A 21624-nucleotide genomic window follows, 5' to 3' on the forward strand; every position below is an offset into this window, starting at 1 on the left:
CTGTTGGATGGAAATATCGATTTAGATTTAGATATAAATCTTCTAGATCTTGATCCAGCCGTAAAAGTTCTTAAAATGATATATTCTTTTGAAAGCTGGCCCAATCTTCTAAAACTAGCAGATACCTTTTTCAACCGAATAACTCAAATTTATAATAATTACACACACAATAATGAACTGGAACTAAAACACCAACGACCTTTAATTTATTATTATGGATACAGCTTGCTTATGTTGGGACTAGCCCACAAAGAAATTGAAAATTATGATAAAGCTCGAACTTACATTAAAGCTTATAGCGATTTGAGTTGGTTCAAGGGATTAGATGCTGAAGGATTAAATGAGGTAGCCTATTATAAGTACATATCAGAACCAAATCTTTTAGAAGTAGAAGTGCTTTCTGGAAATATTCAATTCATAGATCGCTATGTTTCGTTCCTTTTATCCAACTCTAAAGAAGTTCTACCAGGACTAATAACTTTGTTAAAGGCAGCTACTAATTTTGATTTAAACATTGAATCTCATTTAGCTCTTTTCTCTAATAGAATTTCAAAATTTGAGGATACCGCTGCTGATGAAATTATAATAAATTCCTACCAAGAAACTTTTTTTATTAATATGATCAGATATAAAACAAAAATTCAAGATTATAATACAGCTATCAAATATAGCATGAAATTATTAGATTCTGCAGAGGTCACAAACTCTGATAAAATCTTTAAACAAGCAGTAGTATACTTCGAATCATTACGTTCATGTGCTGATACTACTCAAATTAAAGATTTTGAAGAGAAAATAATAAATTTCAAAGAAAGGGTTGAGTCTCTGTGAAGAAATTTGCTGTATCTTTATTGTTGGTCCTCACTATCGTCAGCATTGCGCCAGCACTGCCAAGTACCTCACCAGTGGTCTTATTCCACGGAGCAGAACATTAATATCAGAAGTACAGCGCGGGTTAGGAGATTGCTCCTAACCTGTTTTTTATTAAGTGAATTATGTAGTTATTGCAATAACATCCTCCATCTTGAACCAATCCCACTCATCCTCCGACCAGCGGAGTTTAATTCCCTGTTGTTTATCCAGTTTCATCACGATACCTCGTTTTAATATATTCTCCATGGGATCAAACAGAGTGAGTGCAATCGGGCTGTGCTCTTCCATCGAACGATATAACAATTTTTCAAAGCGCTCTATCTCCTGTAGATCTAGAGTGGGTTTTTCACGACGTTCCTGCTCATTATTGTCATCTATAATCCGGTTTTTATGTTCGGGCAATATCATTCTGCTACACTCCCATACGTTCTCTAATTTTTTCATCATGAAGTTGCCCTCCTAATAATCCGTCCAGTAATTCGTTTTGCTACCATCTATCCCCCACTGGAGCTCTTGTGGCTCTGACTTTTTCTTTTTAAACCTAGGGTCAATCCTTTCCCAGCCTTCAATAATTCGGGCGCTCTCTGGTGGAGTGTGCGGGGTCCATTCTATATATTTTTCGTTAACTAATTCCCTAAGCCCACTAATGATCTTACTTGGTGTCCGTCCACTCTTGATTTCTAACTCCTGTAAAGTTGGCATATGAGCATGATGCACGGCAGAGTGGCGCATGATCATTAGTAGCTTTCGGGCGGTGTCACTAAGCATGTCGCTTCATTTGCACAGGCTGCCAAGCAAGAATATTAGCCTCCAGAAATACGCGCGGAGCTCCGGTTGATAAGCAAGTTGCGCGAATATATTCTCCACGAATCCCTTTCACTTCAATTTTACGTTGAGATATCTTACCTGATTTATCTTGGTACACTATTTCAATGGTTTGACCGATTCTTATTTGCATAATTACTCACCTTCCAAGGATAAGAACATTTGTTTGTATTATAACCAAACGTACGTTCGTTAATCAATGTAAAAATATCCCGCCAGGCATGAATTATTACATACAAAGTCATCGCTCAGGTTTATAATTTGTTTTATAAGCATTTATTGCATTTCCGCAAACAAACTAAGGAGTATGAGTGTTTTTTATATGTTATAGGGGGAAACGAATATTAGGACCGATGACTGAGGTTGAAGCTATGCGTGAATGGTTTACTCTCTCCGGTACAGTGAAGGAGATTTATATTATTGAGGTAGATGAGAACGATAAGGTAAGACGCCAGATCGGACCCACAAAGAAGAAAAAGAAATAAATATAAAGGAAAATAACGTAAAAAAGCCCCATCGACCCATTAAGGTTGACGAGGTTGTTTTTAATTTTCAAAAAGGAAACTGAGTAAGCGAGACTATTAACAGTACAATCCCAACAATCGAGGATAGCACAGCCATTTTATCTTTAGTTTTCAAATACAATGCCGCTCCATTAAATATTAAAGCTCCGCACATCCCCAGCATAGTCCAAGAGATTATCACTTGATCCTGACCGCGGAAAAATGTGATTCCCAGAATGATTGTTGCTGCACTGAATAAAATACCGCACACCCTTAGTACTTTCAGCAAAATGTTCACCTCCGAAAAATAAAACACGCTAATCTAATATATTGGTTCCGTCATAAATTAAAATTCATAGATTACTATTCCTATATCTGGTAGAATCAACTAGCAATTATTAGCAGATTTAGGGGGATATAAGATTGAACAAAAAAGCTTTTTTATGTATCGTGGCAACTATTGTAATCCTTTCAGGATGTGGTAGTTCCACAACAAATTCAGAGAAAAAAAATACAACGTCTACAGGAGTTACACCGTCCGAAGCAACAGCCAGCCCTTCAGAGCCCACTCCTGAGCCAAAAAAGAAACTTACAGCTTCCGAGAAACTGGCTCTCAACTATGTGGAGATTTTCCTCAATGGTTCAGATATCGAAGCGAAAAAGAAATTCGTATCCGAAAATATACTTCCAGATGTACAACCCATTTTCCAAATGGCTGAATCTACTGAGACACCCGAGAATAATAAACTTAAGAATCCTACAGTAATTGAAACAGCTGATTATACGGACAAAGATGGCGGAAAAGATAAACTCGTGCTTATCCAAGGTGAGAAGTCTTCCTCCAATAGCGAACTTATCATTTTTATTAAGGATGATAAAGTTGGTTGGGGATATTCGTCTAATGACAAGGACAAGGATGCATTTAACGAAGTGAGGAAACTCTTTAAGGAACCTGTAATTAATACTTCAGCTTCAGGTAATGCAGGTACAACTGAACAGTCTCCTGAAGCGACGCTTAAAGAAATCAGTAATTTTGTCGTTTCAGATATTTGGAATGATGGATTTGTTGATATCAGCTGGTATGCAGGTTCAGGAACTGGCTCTACGGGTCAAACAATAGATATAGATTTTACAATCGAGCAATTAGCAAAAGCAATGACCCAAAAAATGGAGTATGATAATTATATCAACAACCTTGATGCAAAATATGATTCAATTAAAAGCATCTGGGCTAAGCTCACGGGTGAGATGGATCGTATGTACAAACAAATCCAAGATACGCCTCCTATTGCAAATGATGCAACCACCAAAATAGATACAGGAATATTCACCCAGTACTTGAGAGCTTTTACTGATGAGGTTGACAAATTACCTAATACTTAGATTAAAAAATAAAGTCCCTGCCGGCCGCCACGGTTAGCAGGGATTTTGTTCGGCTTTAATGGCTTGCGACTCAAAATAGTAATCCACCAGAGCATAGATGAAACCAGCAATTCCGAAAAAAACAATAGCTGTACTACTATTCAAATGGTATTCCCGTATAAAGCGTTCATCGTACACCTCGTAAAAGAAACCATATCCCGCAATACCACTCAATAAGAATATCATTATGCGGCTTATTAAAGGATTAGCTATCTTTCGAATAACCCATGATAAAGGAAGCAGTATAACCGGGTAAAGAAGAACTGAAAAAAGGAACATCAGAAAAATAAAAGCAAACCCAATGTTTTGAAAACCGTAATATTCTGTTGTACTTATTTTATTTCCTTCCCAAAGCTCCAATCCAAAGGCTGCCAGGGTGAATAAAACCGTCGAAATAAACCATAACGTTATAGGCTTAACTGCACGCAAAACAATCCCACCATCTTTATGCTTTTTATACTTACAGCCGATTTTTCAAATTATCATTTCGCACTTGGTTTAGATGGATTACCTTTTTACCTTGCTGAATAATTCTTGCATGTAATCTTCCGTCATGTATTCCCTAAACTCTTGGTCTAATAAGTATATTTCATCTTGATTTATCCATTGGTAGTTAAAAATAGTCCCATAGTCTTCACCTTCTCCTTCTCCAGTGAAGCTCCACTTTTCAGGTAATCTCGTTTCTGGAATTAGAAGGTAGTCATGTCTTTCGACATTCGCATCTATAAAATCCTTATAATAATATTGTGTGCCTATTTTCTTTACTAATTTAAATTGTTTAAGTCCACTTTCTTCTTGAATTTCCCTGAATAACGCTTCTTCTTCTGTTTCCCCGGCATCGATATTTCCACCTACTAATCTAAAGGGTACTTCTGGTTCATTAAGATAGACTAATAAGGTCTTTTCTCCAACTTCATTGTCTTGCAAAATAAATCCGTATATCTTCTTTCTAATCGGTTTCCCTATCTTCATCGTGACACCTCATATCTTCAACATCTCTTCTGGGACTAAGTGGCTCTTCTAATATTGTTTTTCGATCCTTTGCTTCATCCTTATTTACCTGTATCGTAATTATTTTTTTCTTTTTTTGAGCCGGAATCATATGAAAAAATATTGAAATAGGATTATGAATCACAATTTTTTTCAAGGAACCACACGTAATATTTGTTTCACCAATTACTACACTATCATCTAGTACTTCAAGTTTATGCTTTTCCTTTTGACTTTTTAACGAAATAAATAGAAAAGGAAAAACTGGCAGGACAAAAAATAAATAATAATAAACACTAAGATCAAAAAACACATTCAAACCTACGTATAAAGCATTGGCTAATAAACAATATGAAGTTAAATAAGGATATTTTTTACTATGAGGAAAAGTTACCAGCATTCTATTGCTATTGTTAGTGTCCAACATACTTACACCTCTATTCATCACCTTAATTATTTCACTTTGGATATTATATCATTAATTCCCATATATTATAGTTATGATTTCCCTTTGGAAGGGTTAATTGGCTTGTAATATGGGTAATCCATCTTCTCTTGAATTTCTCGAACTACATTTTCATTAGTAAGCGATTCTATGAAATATAAACCCAGATCAATCGAAGCTGCTACTCCTCCCCCAGTAAAAACATTTCCATCCCTTACGAACCGTTCCTTAACTACTTCGGAACAATAAGGTGCTAATAGTTCATATGCAGAAGGGTTGGTAGTCGACTTCTTCTGATTTAAGAAACCGGCAGCTCCCAAAATCAAAGCCCCTGTACACACTGACACCTTGTATTCAACCTCTCGAGCAGTCTGAATCCATGTTATAAAATCAGTATCGAATCTAAGTTGTCGAGTGGATAACCCTCCAGGAATAAATATCAAATCATAGGCTGACAGATCAGGGGAAACCTGGTTTATTTTCAACGTCAATCCTCGATCATCCGTGACTTCTTCCTTGTTGGAACAAAAATCCCACGATACATTTTCTATCGCCTTTAGAACTCCCATCCGGGTAACCGCATCGTAAAAACCAACAAAATCTAACGTAGTCATCCCGTCAAATAGAATATAAGCCATCTTCAGCATTTTCATTCTACACACTCCTTCGATACTTTTCGGCGAAATTCATTGGGGGTTATCCCGTATTCATTTTTAAAAACACGATAGAAAGAGCGCAAACTGTTGAATCCGGAATCAAACGCAATATCCGTGACCGGATGGGTAGTGGATAACAGCAGCATATGAGCAAAGGCTACCCGTTGGCCATTGATGTAATCACGAAATGAAATATGAAACTGCTCAGAAAAGATTCGGGAAATGATAAATTTACTAATGCCAAGCTCTCTTGAAAGCGTATCCAGATTTATGTGATCTAAAAAATGCATGTCGATGTAAGCAAGGATTTTGGGGACGAGATCCATTTCTTTTTTGTAGTCTACTTTTTTCATTAGCAGTAACGGCAGAGCGTGCCCTAATACTACAGAGGTATAAGCCTTGAGCAGACGAACATCACATTGTTCTTTATATAGTTTATACAAGGTTGCCAGCAGATCTTGAAGCACCTTTTGTTTCGAAACTATAGGGTTATCCGGAACATGATTAAGCAAATCCCCCGCAAAATCCCCCGGAAACGTGGCGTCAAAAAAGAACAGCAGGATCTGGCTTTTCTCTATGGTTTTGTAGCTGTGAGGTTGATTGGAAAAAATAATCGCTATGTCTCCTTCAGACAAATCATACTCTTTTCCATTGATGTTGATATTGATTTTGCCGGACAAAACCATTGTTATCTCTACATTTTTGTGTAGATGAAGAGGATAAGTGTTATTGGTAGAAATAAAGGAGTGAAACGCCTGGTCACGATGCTGATATTTAATATTCATGTTTTTCTCCCTATCGTCATGGAATGCTAAGCACTATAGCTGCTGTAATACTAAGAACATAATATGAATTTGTTCGTTTGCGCAAGAACCAAAGAGCAATAGTTGGCACAAAAAAAGATTTTTTTGGCAGGTAAATACGCCCTAAAAGTTTTAAAGTATTACCAGTAAGCTGCTTGTCGCAGACCAGTAACATTTCACTGAGAGGAGGAAGTATAACAGGAACAGCATTCAGCGATAAGACTGTATCCATGTTATACGTCAAAAAGATGAAATGGAAGAGTAAAAAATCAGGTAAGGTTATGGGTGTCTTATTGAGTTTTTCGGTAGCGTTTTCATTTTTAGGAGGTCACACACTTGCAGCTTCAGGGCAGACAGACGGAGACAAAAGTTTTGCGGGTGCCTCTATTCTTGCTTTTCCTGGCGCGGAAGGTGGCGGCGCCTATACGAGCGGTGGTCGAGGAGGCGATGTATACATCGTAACTACCCTTGAAGATTACGCTGTAAAAGACAAACCGATTGCAGGCTCCCTTCGCTATGGGATTTTATCTACTCCTAAAGAGGGTCGTACAATTGTTTTTCATGTTTCCGGAACGATTGAACTGAAGAGCACGTTAAGTCTCAATAATATTAAAAACCTGACCATCGCTGGGCAAACCGCTCCAGGCAACGGAATTACCATTGCAGGTTGGGATACCAATATCAGCAATTCAGAGAATATCATCATACGCTACACCTCTTTCCGTCCGGGTGCCACTAATGTGTATAATGGCAGCGATTCAATGGATGCGCTTTGGGGGAGAGACAACAACTACTTCCTCATTGACCATTGTTCCTTCAGTTGGAACACAGATGAAACTCTATCTTTATATAGAGGCGAAAATGGCACGATCCAGTGGTCCATTATTTCCGAAAGTCTGACTCTATCCGGGCATTCCAAAGGAAGACATGGCTACGGTGGTATTTCAGGCGGAGACAAAACAACATTCCATCACAATCTGTATGCGAACCATACCTCGCGAAACCCAAGACTAGGCGGCGGTTACGCAGGTGCTGCAGATGCTGATCATGTGGCGGTTGTTCAGTTCTCGAACAATGTAATTTACAATTGGGGCTTTAACGGCACTTATGGCGGAGGTTTTACTTTTACTAACTTTATGAACAATATCGAAATTGCCGGTCCAGGTACAAGAGATAATGTAACTAACAGAGTCATTGATGCCGGTGAAGCTACCAAGCTGGGCGGTTTCTACATCGCTGGAAACAGAATTAACGGCAAGCTCACAGGCTTACTGAATGATTCTTCAGATTATGTGAAATTTTCCGGTGTACAGAGTGGTGAACAAAAGACGACCCTTGCAGCCACACCATATCTTTCCGCGGACAGTACTGGAGTTAACCATGGTATTACCAATAAAGCATTTGATAATTATGTTAAGTCCGGCGTAAAGCAAGCGAATGAATCACTATTAAAAAGCATTCTGCAACAAGCGGGAGCTACCTATCCGCGTCGCGATGCTATCGATGCAAGAATTGTGGCAGAAGTCGAGCAGAACTCGGGAAGATATATCAACACTGAACATGAAGTCGGGGGTTACATTTCAGACTTTGGCGTCATTGAGGCACAATATGATAAGCAATTTGACACTAATCAAAACGGAATAGACGACAAGTGGGAAAAGAAAAATAAAATCTGGGGCATCAAGGATGCATACAAAACGGTTACTAAAAATGGTTACACCTGGCTTGAGCTTTATATTAACGGTCTAGTTGATATGAAACACGTCGCCGACAACCCCGTTGCTAAGCTTTTGGCGCCAGAAAACAATGCACAATTTGTTACCGGGAAAGAGGTCGAAGTTAAAATTAACGCTTCCCCTAAATCCGGAAACAAAATAAAAAAAGTTGCTGTATATAATGGCTCTAAATATCTTGGGGAAGCAGTCAAAAAAGGCAACACATATACGTATACCCTCAAGAATTTAACGGATGCTTCATACTATATCTCTGCAAGAGTGACCGATACCCAAGGAAATGAGACGCAGACCACAGCTGCTAACATTCATGTCAATACCGCTACCTCTTCCCTGGCTGGAAAGGGTTGGACTACAGCAGATATCGGTGATCCGTACATTAAGGGTTCCGGAAGTATGACAAATGATGTGCTTACCGTTAAAGGCAACGGAAAGCTTGGAAAAAGTGAAGGTGGCACAGAACGATCAGAAGCAAACAATGCAACCAAAGATGACTTCCACTTCGTGTATAAAGAAATGAACGGAGATATGGAATTTACCGCGAAGCTCGAAGAAATCGGGGCCGTTGACAACCATGCCTTCACCGGGCTAATGATCCGCGATGACTTGAATAAAGACAGTGCCGCGGCGGCCCTTGGTATCTCCTATGTGAAGTTGTCCAAAGAAACCAGCTGGTCATCTTATCTGACGGGCAGAAACATTAAGGGCGGAGGATTTGATGAATTAACTGAAACTTTAGACAGCGTATCAGCTGCTGAAAAAGCTGGCATTCAACTTGTTCCAGATATTCCGTTCAAAATAAATGGTGTGGAGCAAGGGTATTGGCTCAAGCTTGGCCGTAAGGGAGATGTTTTTTATGCTTACGGATCAACGGACGGAAAAGACTGGAAGCTAATTGGCGAGCGAACTATTGCTATGGATGGTTCGGTATATGTCGGATTTGCCGTTGACAGTAATGATGTTGCCAATAAGATTGAGCAACTGAACTATGCTAAGTTCTCTAACATTACTGTGGAGAATACATTCACTCCAATAGGTGACTCAGCGGTAAATAAATAGCATCTGTTCATCTACACAGTTCCAAAAACACGGAAGCCAGTAAAGCGGCTTCCGTGTTTTTATTGATATCCGACTGGACCAACACAATATATTGCCTGATTCGCTGTTCACTGTTTTTACTCCACGAGAATGAAGCTGACTTTACAACGTTCCCTTTTCAAGAACATACTCTTCATTGGAGTTTTTTAAAACGATATCAAATTTATGATGATAAGAATGCATAAACAACTCATATTGCATCCTACGCTGTTCATGGGATTTTCTTAAATAATTTATATCCGTTCCTCTTTCAGAAACATCACGTATACTCCTTCTCACCAACTCGGTTTCTCCATCCGTATATAAGTAGATTTTCAGATCATACAAATTTGGGTCAGTAAAAGCAACGCTCATGCCTTCTACAATATTTATCTTGTTTTGTGAAGATATGAACATACTTTTTGTATAGTCCGTGCCAATGGTGTAAAAATCCAACCCATCCCTCAACATATGAATATCTCTCTCTAAAGCAGATATATAATGAGCAGCAGGATGACAAGCTGTCACTTTATCGTGGTAATGTTCATTCTTATATTCATAGTCGATAGAAGTGTATTTTCTAAGACTAGATTCAACAATATAGGGGTCTGTATTAATATAATTCACATCATCCTGCTGCAAAAGCTTTAAAAGATTATGAGCAAACGTTGTTTTTCCAGATGCACCATGACCCGAGATCCCAATGATGACTCTATTAGCCTCACCGCTAATCAAATTAGCTATCTTATGTAACACCTTGTCCATATTATTCTCCCTCTCTCCCTACACGATCCTATGTATTCCTTACTCCGCTATTGGTTAGCACATTAAAATCTATGGTGCATTTTATATAAAGAAACTTAATAGAAAGGGGTAGATCTTCCATGGCTACTCGTCAGCCTGATTTAGTTTTGATCAGTTGGAGCAGAAATCCTTTGGTTCCTGGATCAGCACGTAGGATTATTGCCGCGCGTGTTATTGGAAATGCCGTGCCTTGCAGACCTAGCTTGAGACCCAATGGATTGCTTAACACCGCTTTGGCTTGCTTATTAGACAACGATGTTGGTTTTAAAGTAGTCTTTCGTAAAAAGACTTCAAACATTAGTGGATATATTTTGTTACAACGTAACTAATAGGTTTAGGGGGCAGTGAAATTGCTGCTCTCTTTTTTCTGTGTATCTCATTACACTTAAAGTCCAATCATTCCTAGAAAATGGTGTATATAATTTATTAGGAACTGAATCTGATTGAAAATGGGTGCGTCCATGAAATTACAAGCTGTGAAAAAAAGCTATGATTTAATAGTAAGCTTAGGGATGTCTTGTGCTCCTGCTATAAATCTGCAAAGAAATAGCTTGAGGAAATTCTCCATGCCACTCGACTGGATGGTTTCTTATTCATTAGCTGATGTAAATAGACTGTATAAGAATAGATTTCAAAATTTCATGGAATTAATAAATCTGCAAATCCTTGATGAAACACATTTTTTTCTGGAGGATGGAATACCAGTCTATCCTAATTGGAACAAAAATGCATTAGTGAAATCCTATTTTATTCAGGATACTTTATATAACATTATCTCCGTTCATGATTTTCCAATCCACCAAGGTAAACACTGGTCTACAACCTATCCTTCGTATAAAGCGAAGCTGGAATTACGAATTAATAGATTTTGGGACAAGTTAATCACCAGTAAAAAAACTTTATTCATTAGATGGTCCGCCTCATATGAACAGGCTGTAGAGCTACAATCGATTTTATCTGGTTTATTAAAACCGAACGAATTTATTATTCTTATTCTTAATCCCGTTCGTGAAGCAACCTCGGTACAAGAATTAAGTTGGAATATTAATAATATTTGTGTGTTAGAAGTTCCTGAGGATATGAACGATTATGATAGCTGGGATTATATTTTGAAGGACATACAAGTAACTAATTACTAATTTCGCTTTGATCGATCAAATGATTAATTATTTCCTGTGCTGCAAAAACATATGGATACAAATACAGCCTACTGATGCTGACCAATAAAGAAATAGGGTTACTAATTCCAAAATCGTATTGACTCCCATGCGCTGCTGGATTTGCGGGTTCAGGCTCTACAAGATCATACTTCTCCATCAGCCTTTCCTTGGTTCCACTATCTACTACTGTTCCGTTTCCTTTATCCGCAAGGACAGATCCCGATTGAAAACACGCCATGAATAAGACACAGCAAATGGTGAGGATTGCTAGTTTCTTTTTTCGCATCATACATCTCCTAATTCTTTCTGTGGTCTCCCCTAAAACTTAGAGCCGTTCAAATTATTTCTTGGGTAATCGCAGGAAACCTATGTATTCGACAATCTTGATCAGTATAGATCATATTCTATGAAAATAATGGGAGAAAAAGCCTCGAATTCGATAATACTCCTTTCTTTATATAAAAACAAAAGCACCCCGCACTAAAATTAGCAGGGTACTTTTGAATGATTCGCCGTATTTACAATATCAACATTCCGCTGAGCGGCTTATGGAGTTGGTGTTCCGCCGTTCGCATTCAGTGTTTCGCCACTGATATAGCTAGATTCCTGGCTAGCCAGGAATACATATGCCGGAGCCATCTCCGCAGGCTGTCCCGGACGACCTAGTGGTGTGCTCGCACCGAACTCCTTCAGCACTTCCTCCGGTTGCCCACCCACAACTTGAAGAGGTGTCCATACAGGACCTGGCGCCACTACATTGACGCGAATTCCCTTATCAGCTACTTGCTGAGCGAGAGACTTACTGAATGTATTAATAGCCGCCTTGGTAGTCGCGTAGTCCAGAAGGATCGGCGAGGGATTATAAGCTTGAATAGAAGAAGTGTTAATAATGGTGCTGCCCGGTTGCATATGCTTCACTGCAGCTTTGCACAGCCAGAACATGGCATACACGTTCGTCTTAAATGTATCGTCAAAATGCTTCGTAGTGAGATCAGCGATGTCTGGGACGAATTGCTGTTTGCCCGCGATATTGGCTAAAATATCAATTCCACCTAGCTCCTTAACCGCAGTATCGACGAGCTGTTCGCAGTATGCCTCATCCTTCAGATCGCCTGGAATGGCGATTGCAGTACGACCCGCTTCCTGCACTAGCTTGACCACCTGCTTCGCATCTTCCTCTTCCTCGGGCATATAAGATAGAACAATATCCGCCCCCTCACGAGCAAAAGCAATAGCAACAGCACGACCTATACCGCTGTCTGCTCCCGTAACTAACGCTTTACGTCCGGTCAGGCGCCCAGTTCCTTTATAGGTATCTTCTCCTGTATCAGGTACTGGATTCATTTTCTTCTGCAGACCCGGCTCCGCTTGTTGCTGCTGAAATTCCGGTCCAGCCTTAGTGTACTGAGTGGTAGGATCTTGCATCGTATATTGGTTAGACATCGATCAATTCCTCCTTTATTTTTAGAAATACATTTTATATTTTCCGAACTCTTTGTTATGTAAACACAACAAGCACGCCTCTAAACATTCGCCTTCGATAACACAGCCTTGAATAGTGCCACAAAAATACCCCAACCACCTGTCAAGGTGGCTAGGGTATCCCTTACAATATTTCTCAGGCTTAAATCTCCTCTGACCTGCCTTGCACTGACTCGTATCGCGTGCGTATGCTTAAATGATATATGGAAACTCACTTATAAATTGGGGAACGCTCCGTATAGTATGGCGTATACATTAGATAAAGGAGTGATAAATCATGGGCATTTTTATATTCCTCTTTGTACTGTTAGCATTGCTTAATATCTTCTTTCCTCATTTGGGATGGTACATGCGCTATGGCTGGATGATGAAAGGCGATGTAGAGCCCAGTGATGCCTATTTATTAATGACTCGCCTCAGCAGTATAGTGGCACTTATTATCCTCGTTTTTATCTGGACTAGTTTCTGACACTTACCCTAACGCTCTTAGCACATCTTCAATCTTGCGCTGATGCGACAATACCCCGTAATTCATCCAGGCCATAAAATCCACCTCATATACACAGCGACTACGCACAGCGGGCAGACTGCGCCAAAGCGGTGTATCCAGCAGTTCCCGTCCTTCTCCTTCCTGTCGATCAAAGGTAATGAACAAATGATCTGCAGTCAGGCTCGCAAGCTCTTCTCTTGTTAGGCTCACCCGCTTCTGTCCACGGGTCAACTTCGGAACCAATTCATGGGGCTGCAAACCTAAATCATGATGGAGTACGCTACCTGTATAACCCAATTGCCCGCATCCATAGAGATTGATTCCGTAGGAAGATATTCTTAAGCATGCTACAGTCTGCCCTTGGACAGAACGGTTTAGCACTCGTTTGGCTTGCTGCGCCCGATGCTCATAATTGCCGATCACTTCCTGGACACGGTCCGTTCTGCCAAAGACGGCTGCTGCAGAAAATAACGTGGCACGCCAATCCTCCTGATGAAAAGGCAGCTTGAACAACGGAGCAATTTGGCTGCACTCCTCCAGGTGCCAACGCTGAAAGCCATCATCCAGCAGGATCAGTTCGGGCATGTACTGGGAGAGCTCCTGCCAATCGCCAGTTGAAATATCAACCGCAGGCACATCGTTGAGGGACAGATACTCCTGCTTCCCCCACTGAGCGTGAGAATATTGCGCCACCGGTGTAATATCCAGAGCCAGCAGATAGTCTTCCAGAAAAGGAGCGAACACCCGCAGCCCTTCCTGATGGAAGCTTCTGTATTGGCCGGGCGTAACGCCCACCGATCTTTTGAAACGCCGGTTAAAATAATACTCATTGCTATATCCTACGGATAACGCGATATCATGCATACGGTCATTCGTAAGCAGCAACTGCTGCTGGGCCCTTTCAATACGAAGTCCGTTCAAATGCTCTAAGGGAATCCGCCCTGTCACTTCTTTAAAAATCTGTGTGTAGCGTGCACGTGTAACGCCTGCCACTTCAGCCAATTGATCGACGGTTATGGCGTGATTATAATGTTCCTGCATATAGCGGATGGAACGCTGCACCGCCTCATGGGCTCCTTTCATCTGGATGACAGAGGATTTTGCCCGCATGATCAGCAGCAGTAACTCTTGAAAGCGGGTATGGCCTGCGAACCATTCAATCTCTTCCGTACTTCTGCGACTATGATAGATAGCCTCAAGCAGTAGTGCACATTGTGAAAAAGGTCTGCAGCTTAGCGGACCAGACCGGAGAATTCCTTCTCTAGTCCCCTTTTCCATTCCACTCTGCTTACTTCCCCCGGTTTCGATTACTTCAAAAGTAAGCCTATAAAAGCTAAGTCCTCGCTCCTCGGCATTGATTCTGCTTATAAGCCCCGGTTCGAACAAGAACCCGACACCTTTTTCCAGGGGAAAACGCTTCCCCTCGGCTTCTAACCATCCCTGTCCTTCCGATACAATGATCAGGGTATGATCTTGAAACACTAAGGTCTGTCCGTTCACCGATAAGGATTGGGCTTCTATGTTAATCAAGCTATAGAATAGCCTCTTTTTATTGCTGTCTTGTAAATCTTCTGCCATTCTAGCGCCCTCCAATTGAGAACCATTTTCATTCACTTTACTATAGTTTAGAATAAAAAAGAAGGTCTATCAACTATGCTGATAGACCTTCTTTATGCTATTCCTTACGATGGCTACCGTTTTATTTCACCATAGCTTTCAGCAAGTCATCAAGCTTCATCGAATTGGCTGTGATGGCACCGGACTGCCAGTGGGAACGTTCCATTCTATAGACATTCCCGTTCTTCACCGCAGGCAGACTCTTCCACAATGGACCCTCAAGTATTTGAATCGCTTCCTGATTCCCTTCAGTATCCCAGCCCCCATTATCAGGGAACACAATAATATGATCCGCGTCGAGCTGAGGAATAAGCTCTTCAGAAATAACAGATTGATATTCGGTCATTTCTGCCGCCATAGGCACGGGTGTCAGCCCAAATTGATCATAAATCACACCGGTATAGCGGTTTTTAACACCGAATAGAGCAAAGGTTTTATCCACTACGTTAAGCCGGATCACCGCTACTTTTTCCTGACCCAGGGCCTGTTGCAGCTTAGCTTTCCCCTCTGCCACCTTCTGATCATACGCTGCAAGGACGGATTCCGCCTTCTCCGGAATACCAAGGGCATCTGCAATAGCTGTAAGCATTTGTCTTGAGTCTTGCAACACCGCCTCAGGTAGACGATAGGTTGGTGCTATCTTGGAATATAGTTCATACCTCGCCGCATCAGCGCCTCCGTCCACAATAATCAAATCGGGGTCTTTTTCCAATAATGCCTCCACGCTACCCGTGATATCGAATTCTGGCACATCCAGATTTAAATAATCCTGTTTGCCCCAGCTTGGATGATACCACTGAACCACCGGGGTAATGCCCAATGCCTTCAAATAATCTTCTACATAGATCCCGGCTACCCGTTGCGGTTTAACTGGAATTTCAACATCCCCGAATTCCCCGGCAATCGTCCGGGTTGCACCCTCTTCTGCGGCATTTCCACTTCCTTCAGTTGGTGCGCTAGTGCTCGCTGAGGTAGATTCCTCTGCATTCTCTGTCTTAGCAACGTTTTCTTTCGCAGTATTGTTATTCGTTCCGCATGCTGCCAGCGCGGTGATTGCCATTATAAGTACCGCTGCCCACAAAAACTTCTGACCCCATCTTGCCATTGATCCCTTCACTCCTATGCTTTATTGTCATTGATTATCATTCTCAATAACCTTTATCACAATAGTAGCATGACTTTCATAGCTTTCAATGCACTTTCTCCGCAAAAAACTTATACAAACTATTTCTAGTTATTCTGCTCTATCATTATTTGGTAGGATTCTTCTTCTATTTAAAATAGGTCACCCTTTATTAACTTGATCGCAAAATTTCTTTTTTTACGATTGATTTATACGATGCTTTCGCTTACAATAAACTCATAAACGCGCGTTTATGAAAAGAGGGGAAACATGCGCAGCGAAGATATTGCTAAGTTGGCCGGGGTTTCCCGAAGTACGGTATCCCGCGTGATCAACAACTATTCCAATGTTCCTGAAGAAACCCGGGCTAAAGTGCTGCGGGTGATTGAGCAACATCAGTACGAACCGAACAGCTTTGCACGGGCTCTGGCCGGTAAGAAAACCGATACCATCGGATTGTTCGCCATCAGTATGAACGAGAAAGAGAACACTACCCGAATTTATCAGAACAATTACTTTGCACCATTCGTCGATGCCGTAGTCGACACGTCGAATGCCCGCGGATGTTACGTTCTGATTCATACGGTATACTCTCCGGACGATTTTCTGAAGGTAAAACAAGCTTTTCTGCAAAAACGGATTGACGGTGGTATAATTGTCGGCACTCAGAAGGATATTAATATCGTCCGCGAAATGGTGGGACTCGATTCTCCGCTAGTACTGATTGATTATGATATCTCAGAGATTATGTCGGAGCATCTTGACCGCAATCATTTGGCCATTGTGAACTCCAAAGATTACGAGGGCACCACAGAAGTGATTGAACATTTAATCTCCCTAGGCCATCAAGAGATCGGCATCATCTGCGGGCAAATGAATACGTACTCTGGTCGAGAACGCTACACGGCCTATGAGGATACGCTAAAAAAACATGGTCTGCCTATGAATGAGAAGTTTATCCTAAAGGGTGATTTTCTGAAAGAGACGGCTTATGAAGAGGTCAAGAAGCTGCTTGCTTCTGATGAACCTTTGCCGACTGCCTTCTTCTCTTCCAACGATGACATGGCTATTTCAGCGATGGAAGCGTTCTCCGAACACGGAATCATTGTCCCTGAGGATATCTCCATTGCTGGTTTTGATGACATTCAGCTGGCATCCCGTATTCAGCCTAAGCTGACCTCTGTACGCTTGCCGATTTATGAAATGTCCAAGGCTGCAGTGGAAAAAGTAATCGAGCTGTGTGATTCGCAGCAGCCGACTTTCAGCACGATCAGCTTTCCAGCTCGTTTAGTGGAGAGAGATTCCTGTCAACCGCCGAAGAAGTAGCACAGATTCATCATTCACTGAAGAATACATATTTTTCTGTGAAGCTGCTATCATTGGTTCTCGAAATCACTGCCTAATACTATCTTTTAGAAACAACGGAAAGAATCCCTTCCCTCGAGGGAATTTTTCCTGAAACTTATAAACGCGCGTTCACAATCGAAAGGAGACTTTCTCACATGAAATTCGGTACCTTTGACGACACTCGTAAAGAGTATGTAATTAACACACCAAAAACACCTTACCCTTGGATTAACTACCTTGGTAATGAACAATTTTTCGGACTTATTTCTAATACTGCTGGTGGCTATACCTTCTATAGAGACGCTCGTCTCAGAAGATTGACCCGTTACCGTTACAACAATATCCCAATGGATGCTGGCGGCCGTTACTACTATCTTTATGATGATGGTGATTTCTGGACTCCAGGCTGGATGCCAGTAAAACGTGATCTGGACTTCTACGAATGCCGTCACGGTCTTGGCTACACTTCCATTACTGGTGAACGCAACGGCATCTCTGTAAACCAGCTTGCTTTTGTACCTATGGGTCATAATGCTGAGGTACATCGTCTTGTAGTGAAAAACACGGGTTCCGCGAAGAAATCCGTTAAGCTATTCTCTTTTGCAGAATTCTGTCTTTGGAATGCACAAGATGATATGACTAACTTCCAACGCAATCTCAGCACTGGTGAGGTTGAAGTGAAGGGTTCTGTTATCTATCACAAAACAGAATACCGTGAGCGCAGAAACCACTACGCTTTCTACTCTGTTAACAAAGAAATCGCCGGCTTTGATACTGACCGCGAAGCTTTCGTAGGGATGTACAATGGTCTGGAAAGCCCGCAAGCTGTTGCTGCAGGTGAACCAACTAACTCCGTAGCGAGCGGCTGGTCCCCTATCGGATCGCACGCCCTGAACATTACTCTGGAGCCAGGCGAAGAGCAAAGCTTCATCTTTGTCCTTGGTTACATTGAAAACCCAGAAGAAGACAAATGGGAATCTCTGAACGTAATCAACAAAAAACCAGCAGAGGCTATGATCGAGCAATTTGCTACAGACGCTCAAGTGGACGCCGCTTTGGCTGCACTGGCTGCACACTGGGATAACCTGTTGTCCAAATATCAAATCCAAAGTGGCGACGACAAGTTGAACCGTATGGTTAACATCTGGAATCCATATCAATGTATGGTTACCTTCAACATGTCCCGCTCCGCTTCTTACTTTGAATCCGGTATTGGCCGTGGTATGGGCTTCCGCGACTCAAACCAAGACTTGCTCGGATTTGTACACCAAATTCCTGAACGTGCTAAAGAACGTATTCTCGATATCGCCGCTACACAATTTGAAGACGGCAGTGCCTATCACCAATACCAGCCGCTCACCAAAAAAGGTAACAATGAAGTCGGTACCGGCTTTAATGATGACCCGCTTTGGTTGATCCTTGGCACAGCTGCTTACATCAAAGAAACTGGCGACACATCGATTCTTGATGAGCAGGTTCCTTTTGACAGCAATCCGGATAACACAGCTACTCTGTTTGAGCACTTGAAACGCTCCTTCGAGCATGTAACTAACAATCTCGGACCTCACGGCTTGCCGCTGATCGGCCGTGCAGACTGGAATGACTGCTTGAACCTGAACTGCTTCTCTACAGAGCCGGGCGAATCTTTCCAAACTACTGCCAACATCGAAGGCCGCGTAGCGGAATCCGTATTTATCGCGGGTCTGTTCGTCTTCGTTGGACCGGACTATGCAGAAATCTGCCGGATGCGCGGACTTAATGATGTAGCTACGGATGCAGAAGCTAAGATTGACAACATGCGTGAAATCACACTGACTCACGGTTTCGATGGTGACTGGTTCCTGCGCGCTTATGACCACTATGGCGACAAGATCGGTTCCAAAGAAAACGAAGAAGGTAAAATCTTCATCGAACCACAAGGTATCTGTGTTATGGCCGGTATCGGTGTGGAAGATGGTCAAGCTGAAAAAGCTCTGACTTCCGTGCAAGAGCATTTGGATACTAAATACGGTATCGTATTGCAACAGCCACCATATTCCAAGTACTATCTGAACCTGGGTGAAATTTCTACGTACCCTCCGGGCTACAAAGAAAATGCTGGTATTTTCTGCCACAATAACCCTTGGATCATGATCGCTGAAACAGTACTTGGACATGGTGACAGAGCGTTTGAAATTTACGCTAAAATTGCTCCTGCTTACTTGGAGGACATCAGCGAAATTCACCGTACTGAACCTTATGTATACTCGCAAATGATCGCAGGTAAAGATGCCGTTCGCCACGGGGAAGCTAAAAACTCCTGGTTAACTGGTACTGCTGCTTGGAACTATGTAGCGATTACACAATCTATCCTTGGTATTCAAGCGGACTTCAATGGTCTGAAGATCGATCCTTGTATTCCTACAGAGTGGGACAGCTTTGAAATCACCCGTGTCTTCCGTGGAGATACTTATGTGATTCAAATCAAGAACCCGAACCATGTATCCAAAGGTGTAGCTAGTCTTACCTTGGATGGCGCAGCTGTAGAAGGTAACATCATCACTCCTGTTGGAGACGGCGCTGTACACCAAGTAGTTGTAGAACTGGGTTAATATAAAAAATCCGCTCAATCGTTCAAACGAACGGTTGAGCGGATCTAAAATTAACATTAGATGCCCCCTGAAGGATTCAGGGGGCATCTTTTTTTTACCCTTCCACAATATCCGCTCTTAAATCACTCGCAACCTCAAGCATTCTAGGAATCACGGCTTCATTGGCGCCAGAAACATAAATATCGCCCTGATAATGTCTAAATGGGATTGTTGTATCACCATAGCTCCACATAAAGAAATCTCCCTCAATGGACATGGTAGTGGCACCTGTTACTGTAAAAACTGATGTATAGGTGAAATCAGGTTTGGATGCGAAATATTGCTTACACTCTTCTAAAGATAGGGTTGGTGCTGAATCTCCATCATTCTGCATTGCTCTTGTCATTCGATAACGTTTACTCATTGTGATGCCTCCAATATTATCTGTAAAATGATCAGTTGCCTTATCCAGATCAAATATAGCATACAATGAAGGGCAAATCCCATTCCATTTCTAAGTCAAAAATGTTAATATAGCCGTTTTTCATAGCTTTCTTTTAGTGATTTCGAGATATCCTCTGGAGTAACTCCAAGTTTGCGGGCATGCTGCGCCAGTATTTTTGATGGATTAGGCAATACTTCTTTCGCAAGCCAATAATCGTCATCCCACAAATGTGACCGCTTAAAGGCTTTTGCACAATGCATATAACATTCTTCAACTTCCACGCCTATTCCAATGACCGGGACTTTACCATGCGCTTCCATAGGTTTCAATATTTCTTCATCCTTAACTATACTCGCGTGCCCATTTATTCTTAATGTTTCTTCAAGTCCGGGAATGATGAATATCAAACCGACTTTTGGGTTCTCAAGTATATTCCGCAAAGAATCAAACCGTCTGTTCCCAGGGCGTTCAGGGATCACTAAATGTTTATCATCCAACACGTGAACAAAACCTTCTGCGTCCCCGCGCGGAGAGACATCACAAGCACCGGACGAACCGCTTGTAGCCATAAAAAGCATTGGGGATTTTGAGATATAATCACGGCAATGATGATCTATAAAAGTTATGGTTTTGTTGTTAACCAATTCGCTTGGGTACCCAAATAAAGACCTTAACTCTTCTTCTGACTCTATAACTTTTTCGAAAAAGTTTGGCTTCATACTTCTCCCCCTCTCAACTTAATAAGCCCCAATGTTCTTATTGTTGCTCAAATATCCGCTTAATAATTGGGCGAAATTTTTTCTTGCTGTCTCATCCGATAACTTCCCATAAGTGCCATACAGATTATCCGCATGATATCTTGGAAACACATGTAGATGATAATGCCATACATCTTGGCTGCCATCCGGCTCATTATGTTGTCTAGAAGAAACGCCATCACATTTATAAACTTCTTTAAGTCCTCTAGCAACTTCAATCTCCAGCTCATGTATCCGGTTTGAAATTTCAACATCCAATGTATAAATGTTCTCGATATGCTGATTAGGGATGATTAGAACATGCCCTTCATTATTCGGATACCAATGAGAAGCAATAAAAGCCGTTATGTAATGATCTTTATAAATAATATCCGTTGCTTAGAACGCACATGTTCATTTTCAATGCCCGAAACCAACAAACAAAAGGGACAAGTATAACCCTCTGGAGCATGATTATAAATATAGCCCGCCTCCACTTTTATAGGATTTAAGAATATTTCT

Annotated in this window: 24 protein-coding genes; 8 read left to right on the forward strand and 16 right to left on the reverse strand. The window is 41.4% G+C overall.

Annotated elements, in window-relative coordinates:
- Positions 1-3 precede the first annotated feature (3 nt).
- On the forward strand, positions 4-831 hold the full coding sequence (locus MHH49_RS29030; RefSeq protein ID WP_036686014.1) for a hypothetical protein: 828 nt from the start codon (positions 4-6) through the stop codon (positions 829-831).
- A gap of 162 nt (positions 832-993) precedes the next feature.
- On the opposite strand, the gene MHH49_RS29035 is transcribed toward MHH49_RS29030, so the two are convergent.
- The 3 genes from MHH49_RS29035 to MHH49_RS29045 form a co-directional block, all read right to left on the reverse strand.
- The gene (locus tag MHH49_RS29035) at positions 994-1320 is read right to left on the reverse strand and encodes a YolD-like family protein (RefSeq protein ID WP_341138707.1); all 327 of its coding nucleotides are present in this window, start codon (positions 1318-1320) and stop codon (positions 994-996) included.
- 313 nt (positions 1321-1633) lie between these two features.
- Positions 1634-1831 (reverse strand): hypothetical protein, encoded by a 198-nt coding sequence (locus tag MHH49_RS29040; protein WP_370510578.1) that lies wholly within the window; start codon positions 1829-1831, stop codon positions 1634-1636.
- A 419-nt stretch (positions 1832-2250) separates the two neighbouring features.
- Positions 2251-2490 (reverse strand): hypothetical protein, encoded by a 240-nt coding sequence (locus MHH49_RS29045; protein ID WP_036686008.1) that lies wholly within the window; start codon positions 2488-2490, stop codon positions 2251-2253.
- 134 nt (positions 2491-2624) lie between these two features.
- On the opposite strand from MHH49_RS29045, the gene MHH49_RS29050 reads away from it, so the two are divergent.
- Positions 2625-3584, forward strand: coding sequence for a hypothetical protein (locus MHH49_RS29050; RefSeq protein ID WP_051491433.1), 960 nt, complete (start codon positions 2625-2627; stop codon positions 3582-3584).
- A gap of 33 nt (positions 3585-3617) precedes the next feature.
- Here the strand turns inward: MHH49_RS29050 and MHH49_RS29055 are convergent, their stop codons facing one another.
- From MHH49_RS29055 to MHH49_RS29075, 5 genes are all read right to left on the reverse strand, one after another.
- A complete protein-coding gene (locus tag MHH49_RS29055) occupies positions 3618-4052 on the reverse strand; it encodes a hypothetical protein (RefSeq protein ID WP_051491432.1) in 435 nt (144 codons plus the stop codon).
- Positions 4053-4130: 78 nt separating this feature from the next.
- The gene (locus MHH49_RS29060; protein WP_051491431.1) at positions 4131-4595 is read right to left on the reverse strand and encodes an NUDIX domain-containing protein; all 465 of its coding nucleotides are present in this window, start codon (positions 4593-4595) and stop codon (positions 4131-4133) included.
- Entirely contained in the window at positions 4573-5040 is a 468-nt protein-coding gene (locus MHH49_RS29065; protein WP_036686006.1) for a hypothetical protein, read from the reverse strand. Before MHH49_RS29065 ends, MHH49_RS29060 begins: the two co-directional genes overlap by 23 nt.
- Before the next feature lie 71 nt (positions 5041-5111).
- Positions 5112-5702 (reverse strand): DJ-1/PfpI family protein, encoded by a 591-nt coding sequence (locus MHH49_RS29070; RefSeq protein WP_036686550.1) that lies wholly within the window; start codon positions 5700-5702, stop codon positions 5112-5114.
- A gap of 5 nt (positions 5703-5707) precedes the next feature.
- Positions 5708-6499 (reverse strand): AraC family transcriptional regulator, encoded by a 792-nt coding sequence (locus MHH49_RS29075; RefSeq protein ID WP_036686005.1) that lies wholly within the window; start codon positions 6497-6499, stop codon positions 5708-5710.
- 248 nt (positions 6500-6747) lie between these two features.
- Here MHH49_RS29075 and MHH49_RS29080 point away from each other — a divergent pair, with 248 nt between their 5' ends.
- Positions 6748-9309, forward strand: a complete 2562-nt coding sequence (locus tag MHH49_RS29080) for an Ig-like domain-containing protein (protein ID WP_051491430.1) — start codon at positions 6748-6750, stop codon at positions 9307-9309.
- 141 nt (positions 9310-9450) lie between these two features.
- Here the strand turns inward: MHH49_RS29080 and MHH49_RS29085 are convergent, their stop codons facing one another.
- Positions 9451-10092 carry a uridine kinase family protein gene (locus tag MHH49_RS29085; RefSeq protein ID WP_076104771.1) on the reverse strand — a complete coding sequence of 214 codons (642 nt, stop codon included), beginning with the start codon at positions 10090-10092 and terminating at the stop codon, positions 9451-9453.
- Positions 10093-10211: 119 nt separating this feature from the next.
- Between MHH49_RS29085 and MHH49_RS29090 the strand changes: the two genes are divergently transcribed.
- On the forward strand, positions 10212-10460 hold the full coding sequence (locus MHH49_RS29090; protein ID WP_036686000.1) for a hypothetical protein: 249 nt from the start codon (positions 10212-10214) through the stop codon (positions 10458-10460).
- Positions 10461-10592: 132 nt separating this feature from the next.
- Positions 10593-11270: a DUF1796 family putative cysteine peptidase gene (locus MHH49_RS29095; protein ID WP_036686545.1), complete on the forward strand. Its 678-nt coding sequence runs from the start codon at positions 10593-10595 to the stop codon at positions 11268-11270.
- On the opposite strand, the gene MHH49_RS29100 is transcribed toward MHH49_RS29095, so the two are convergent.
- Both MHH49_RS29100 and MHH49_RS29105 read right to left on the reverse strand, forming a co-directional pair.
- Complete coding sequence (locus tag MHH49_RS29100) at positions 11260-11580, reverse strand: hypothetical protein (protein WP_162164284.1); 321 nt, start codon at positions 11578-11580, stop codon at positions 11260-11262. The two genes, MHH49_RS29095 and MHH49_RS29100, sit on opposite strands and share 11 nt — an antisense overlap.
- A 257-nt stretch (positions 11581-11837) precedes the next feature.
- Positions 11838-12734 carry an SDR family oxidoreductase gene (locus MHH49_RS29105; protein ID WP_036685997.1) on the reverse strand — a complete coding sequence of 299 codons (897 nt, stop codon included), beginning with the start codon at positions 12732-12734 and terminating at the stop codon, positions 11838-11840.
- 316 nt (positions 12735-13050) lie between these two features.
- Between MHH49_RS29105 and MHH49_RS29110 the strand changes: the two genes are divergently transcribed.
- Positions 13051-13242, forward strand: a complete 192-nt coding sequence (locus MHH49_RS29110; protein ID WP_036685995.1) for a DUF6199 family natural product biosynthesis protein — start codon at positions 13051-13053, stop codon at positions 13240-13242.
- Positions 13243-13245: 3 nt separating this feature from the next.
- Here MHH49_RS29110 and MHH49_RS29115 read toward each other — a convergent pair whose 3' ends face one another.
- Together MHH49_RS29115 and MHH49_RS29120 are read right to left on the reverse strand one after the other, a co-directional pair.
- Entirely contained in the window at positions 13246-14841 is a 1596-nt protein-coding gene (locus tag MHH49_RS29115; RefSeq protein ID WP_341138708.1) for a helix-turn-helix domain-containing protein, read from the reverse strand.
- 121 nt (positions 14842-14962) lie between these two features.
- Positions 14963-15985 carry an ABC transporter substrate-binding protein gene (locus MHH49_RS29120; RefSeq protein ID WP_341138709.1) on the reverse strand — a complete coding sequence of 341 codons (1023 nt, stop codon included), beginning with the start codon at positions 15983-15985 and terminating at the stop codon, positions 14963-14965.
- A 288-nt stretch (positions 15986-16273) separates the two neighbouring features.
- Here MHH49_RS29120 and MHH49_RS29125 point away from each other — a divergent pair, with 288 nt between their 5' ends.
- Positions 16274-17329: a LacI family DNA-binding transcriptional regulator gene (locus MHH49_RS29125; RefSeq protein ID WP_076220152.1), complete on the forward strand. Its 1056-nt coding sequence runs from the start codon at positions 16274-16276 to the stop codon at positions 17327-17329.
- A gap of 176 nt (positions 17330-17505) precedes the next feature.
- Positions 17506-19941, forward strand: coding sequence for a GH36-type glycosyl hydrolase domain-containing protein (locus tag MHH49_RS29130; RefSeq protein ID WP_036685988.1), 2436 nt, complete (start codon positions 17506-17508; stop codon positions 19939-19941).
- Between the two features lie 94 nt (positions 19942-20035).
- On the opposite strand, the gene MHH49_RS29135 is transcribed toward MHH49_RS29130, so the two are convergent.
- The 3 genes from MHH49_RS29135 to MHH49_RS29145 form a co-directional block, all read right to left on the reverse strand.
- Positions 20036-20344, reverse strand: a complete 309-nt coding sequence (locus tag MHH49_RS29135; RefSeq protein ID WP_076104769.1) for a hypothetical protein — start codon at positions 20342-20344, stop codon at positions 20036-20038.
- 104 nt (positions 20345-20448) lie between these two features.
- Entirely contained in the window at positions 20449-21084 is a 636-nt protein-coding gene (locus MHH49_RS29140) for a pyridoxamine 5'-phosphate oxidase family protein (protein ID WP_036685984.1), read from the reverse strand.
- Between the two features lie 18 nt (positions 21085-21102).
- Complete coding sequence (locus tag MHH49_RS29145; protein ID WP_305953612.1) at positions 21103-21492, reverse strand: HIT family protein; 390 nt, start codon at positions 21490-21492, stop codon at positions 21103-21105.
- Positions 21493-21624: the final 132 nt, after the last annotated feature.

Origin of the sequence: Paenibacillus sp. FSL F4-0122 (assembly GCF_038002845.1) — a bacterium.
Taxonomy (GTDB): Bacteria; Bacillota; Bacilli; order Paenibacillales; family Paenibacillaceae; genus Paenibacillus_AQ; species Paenibacillus_AQ odorifer.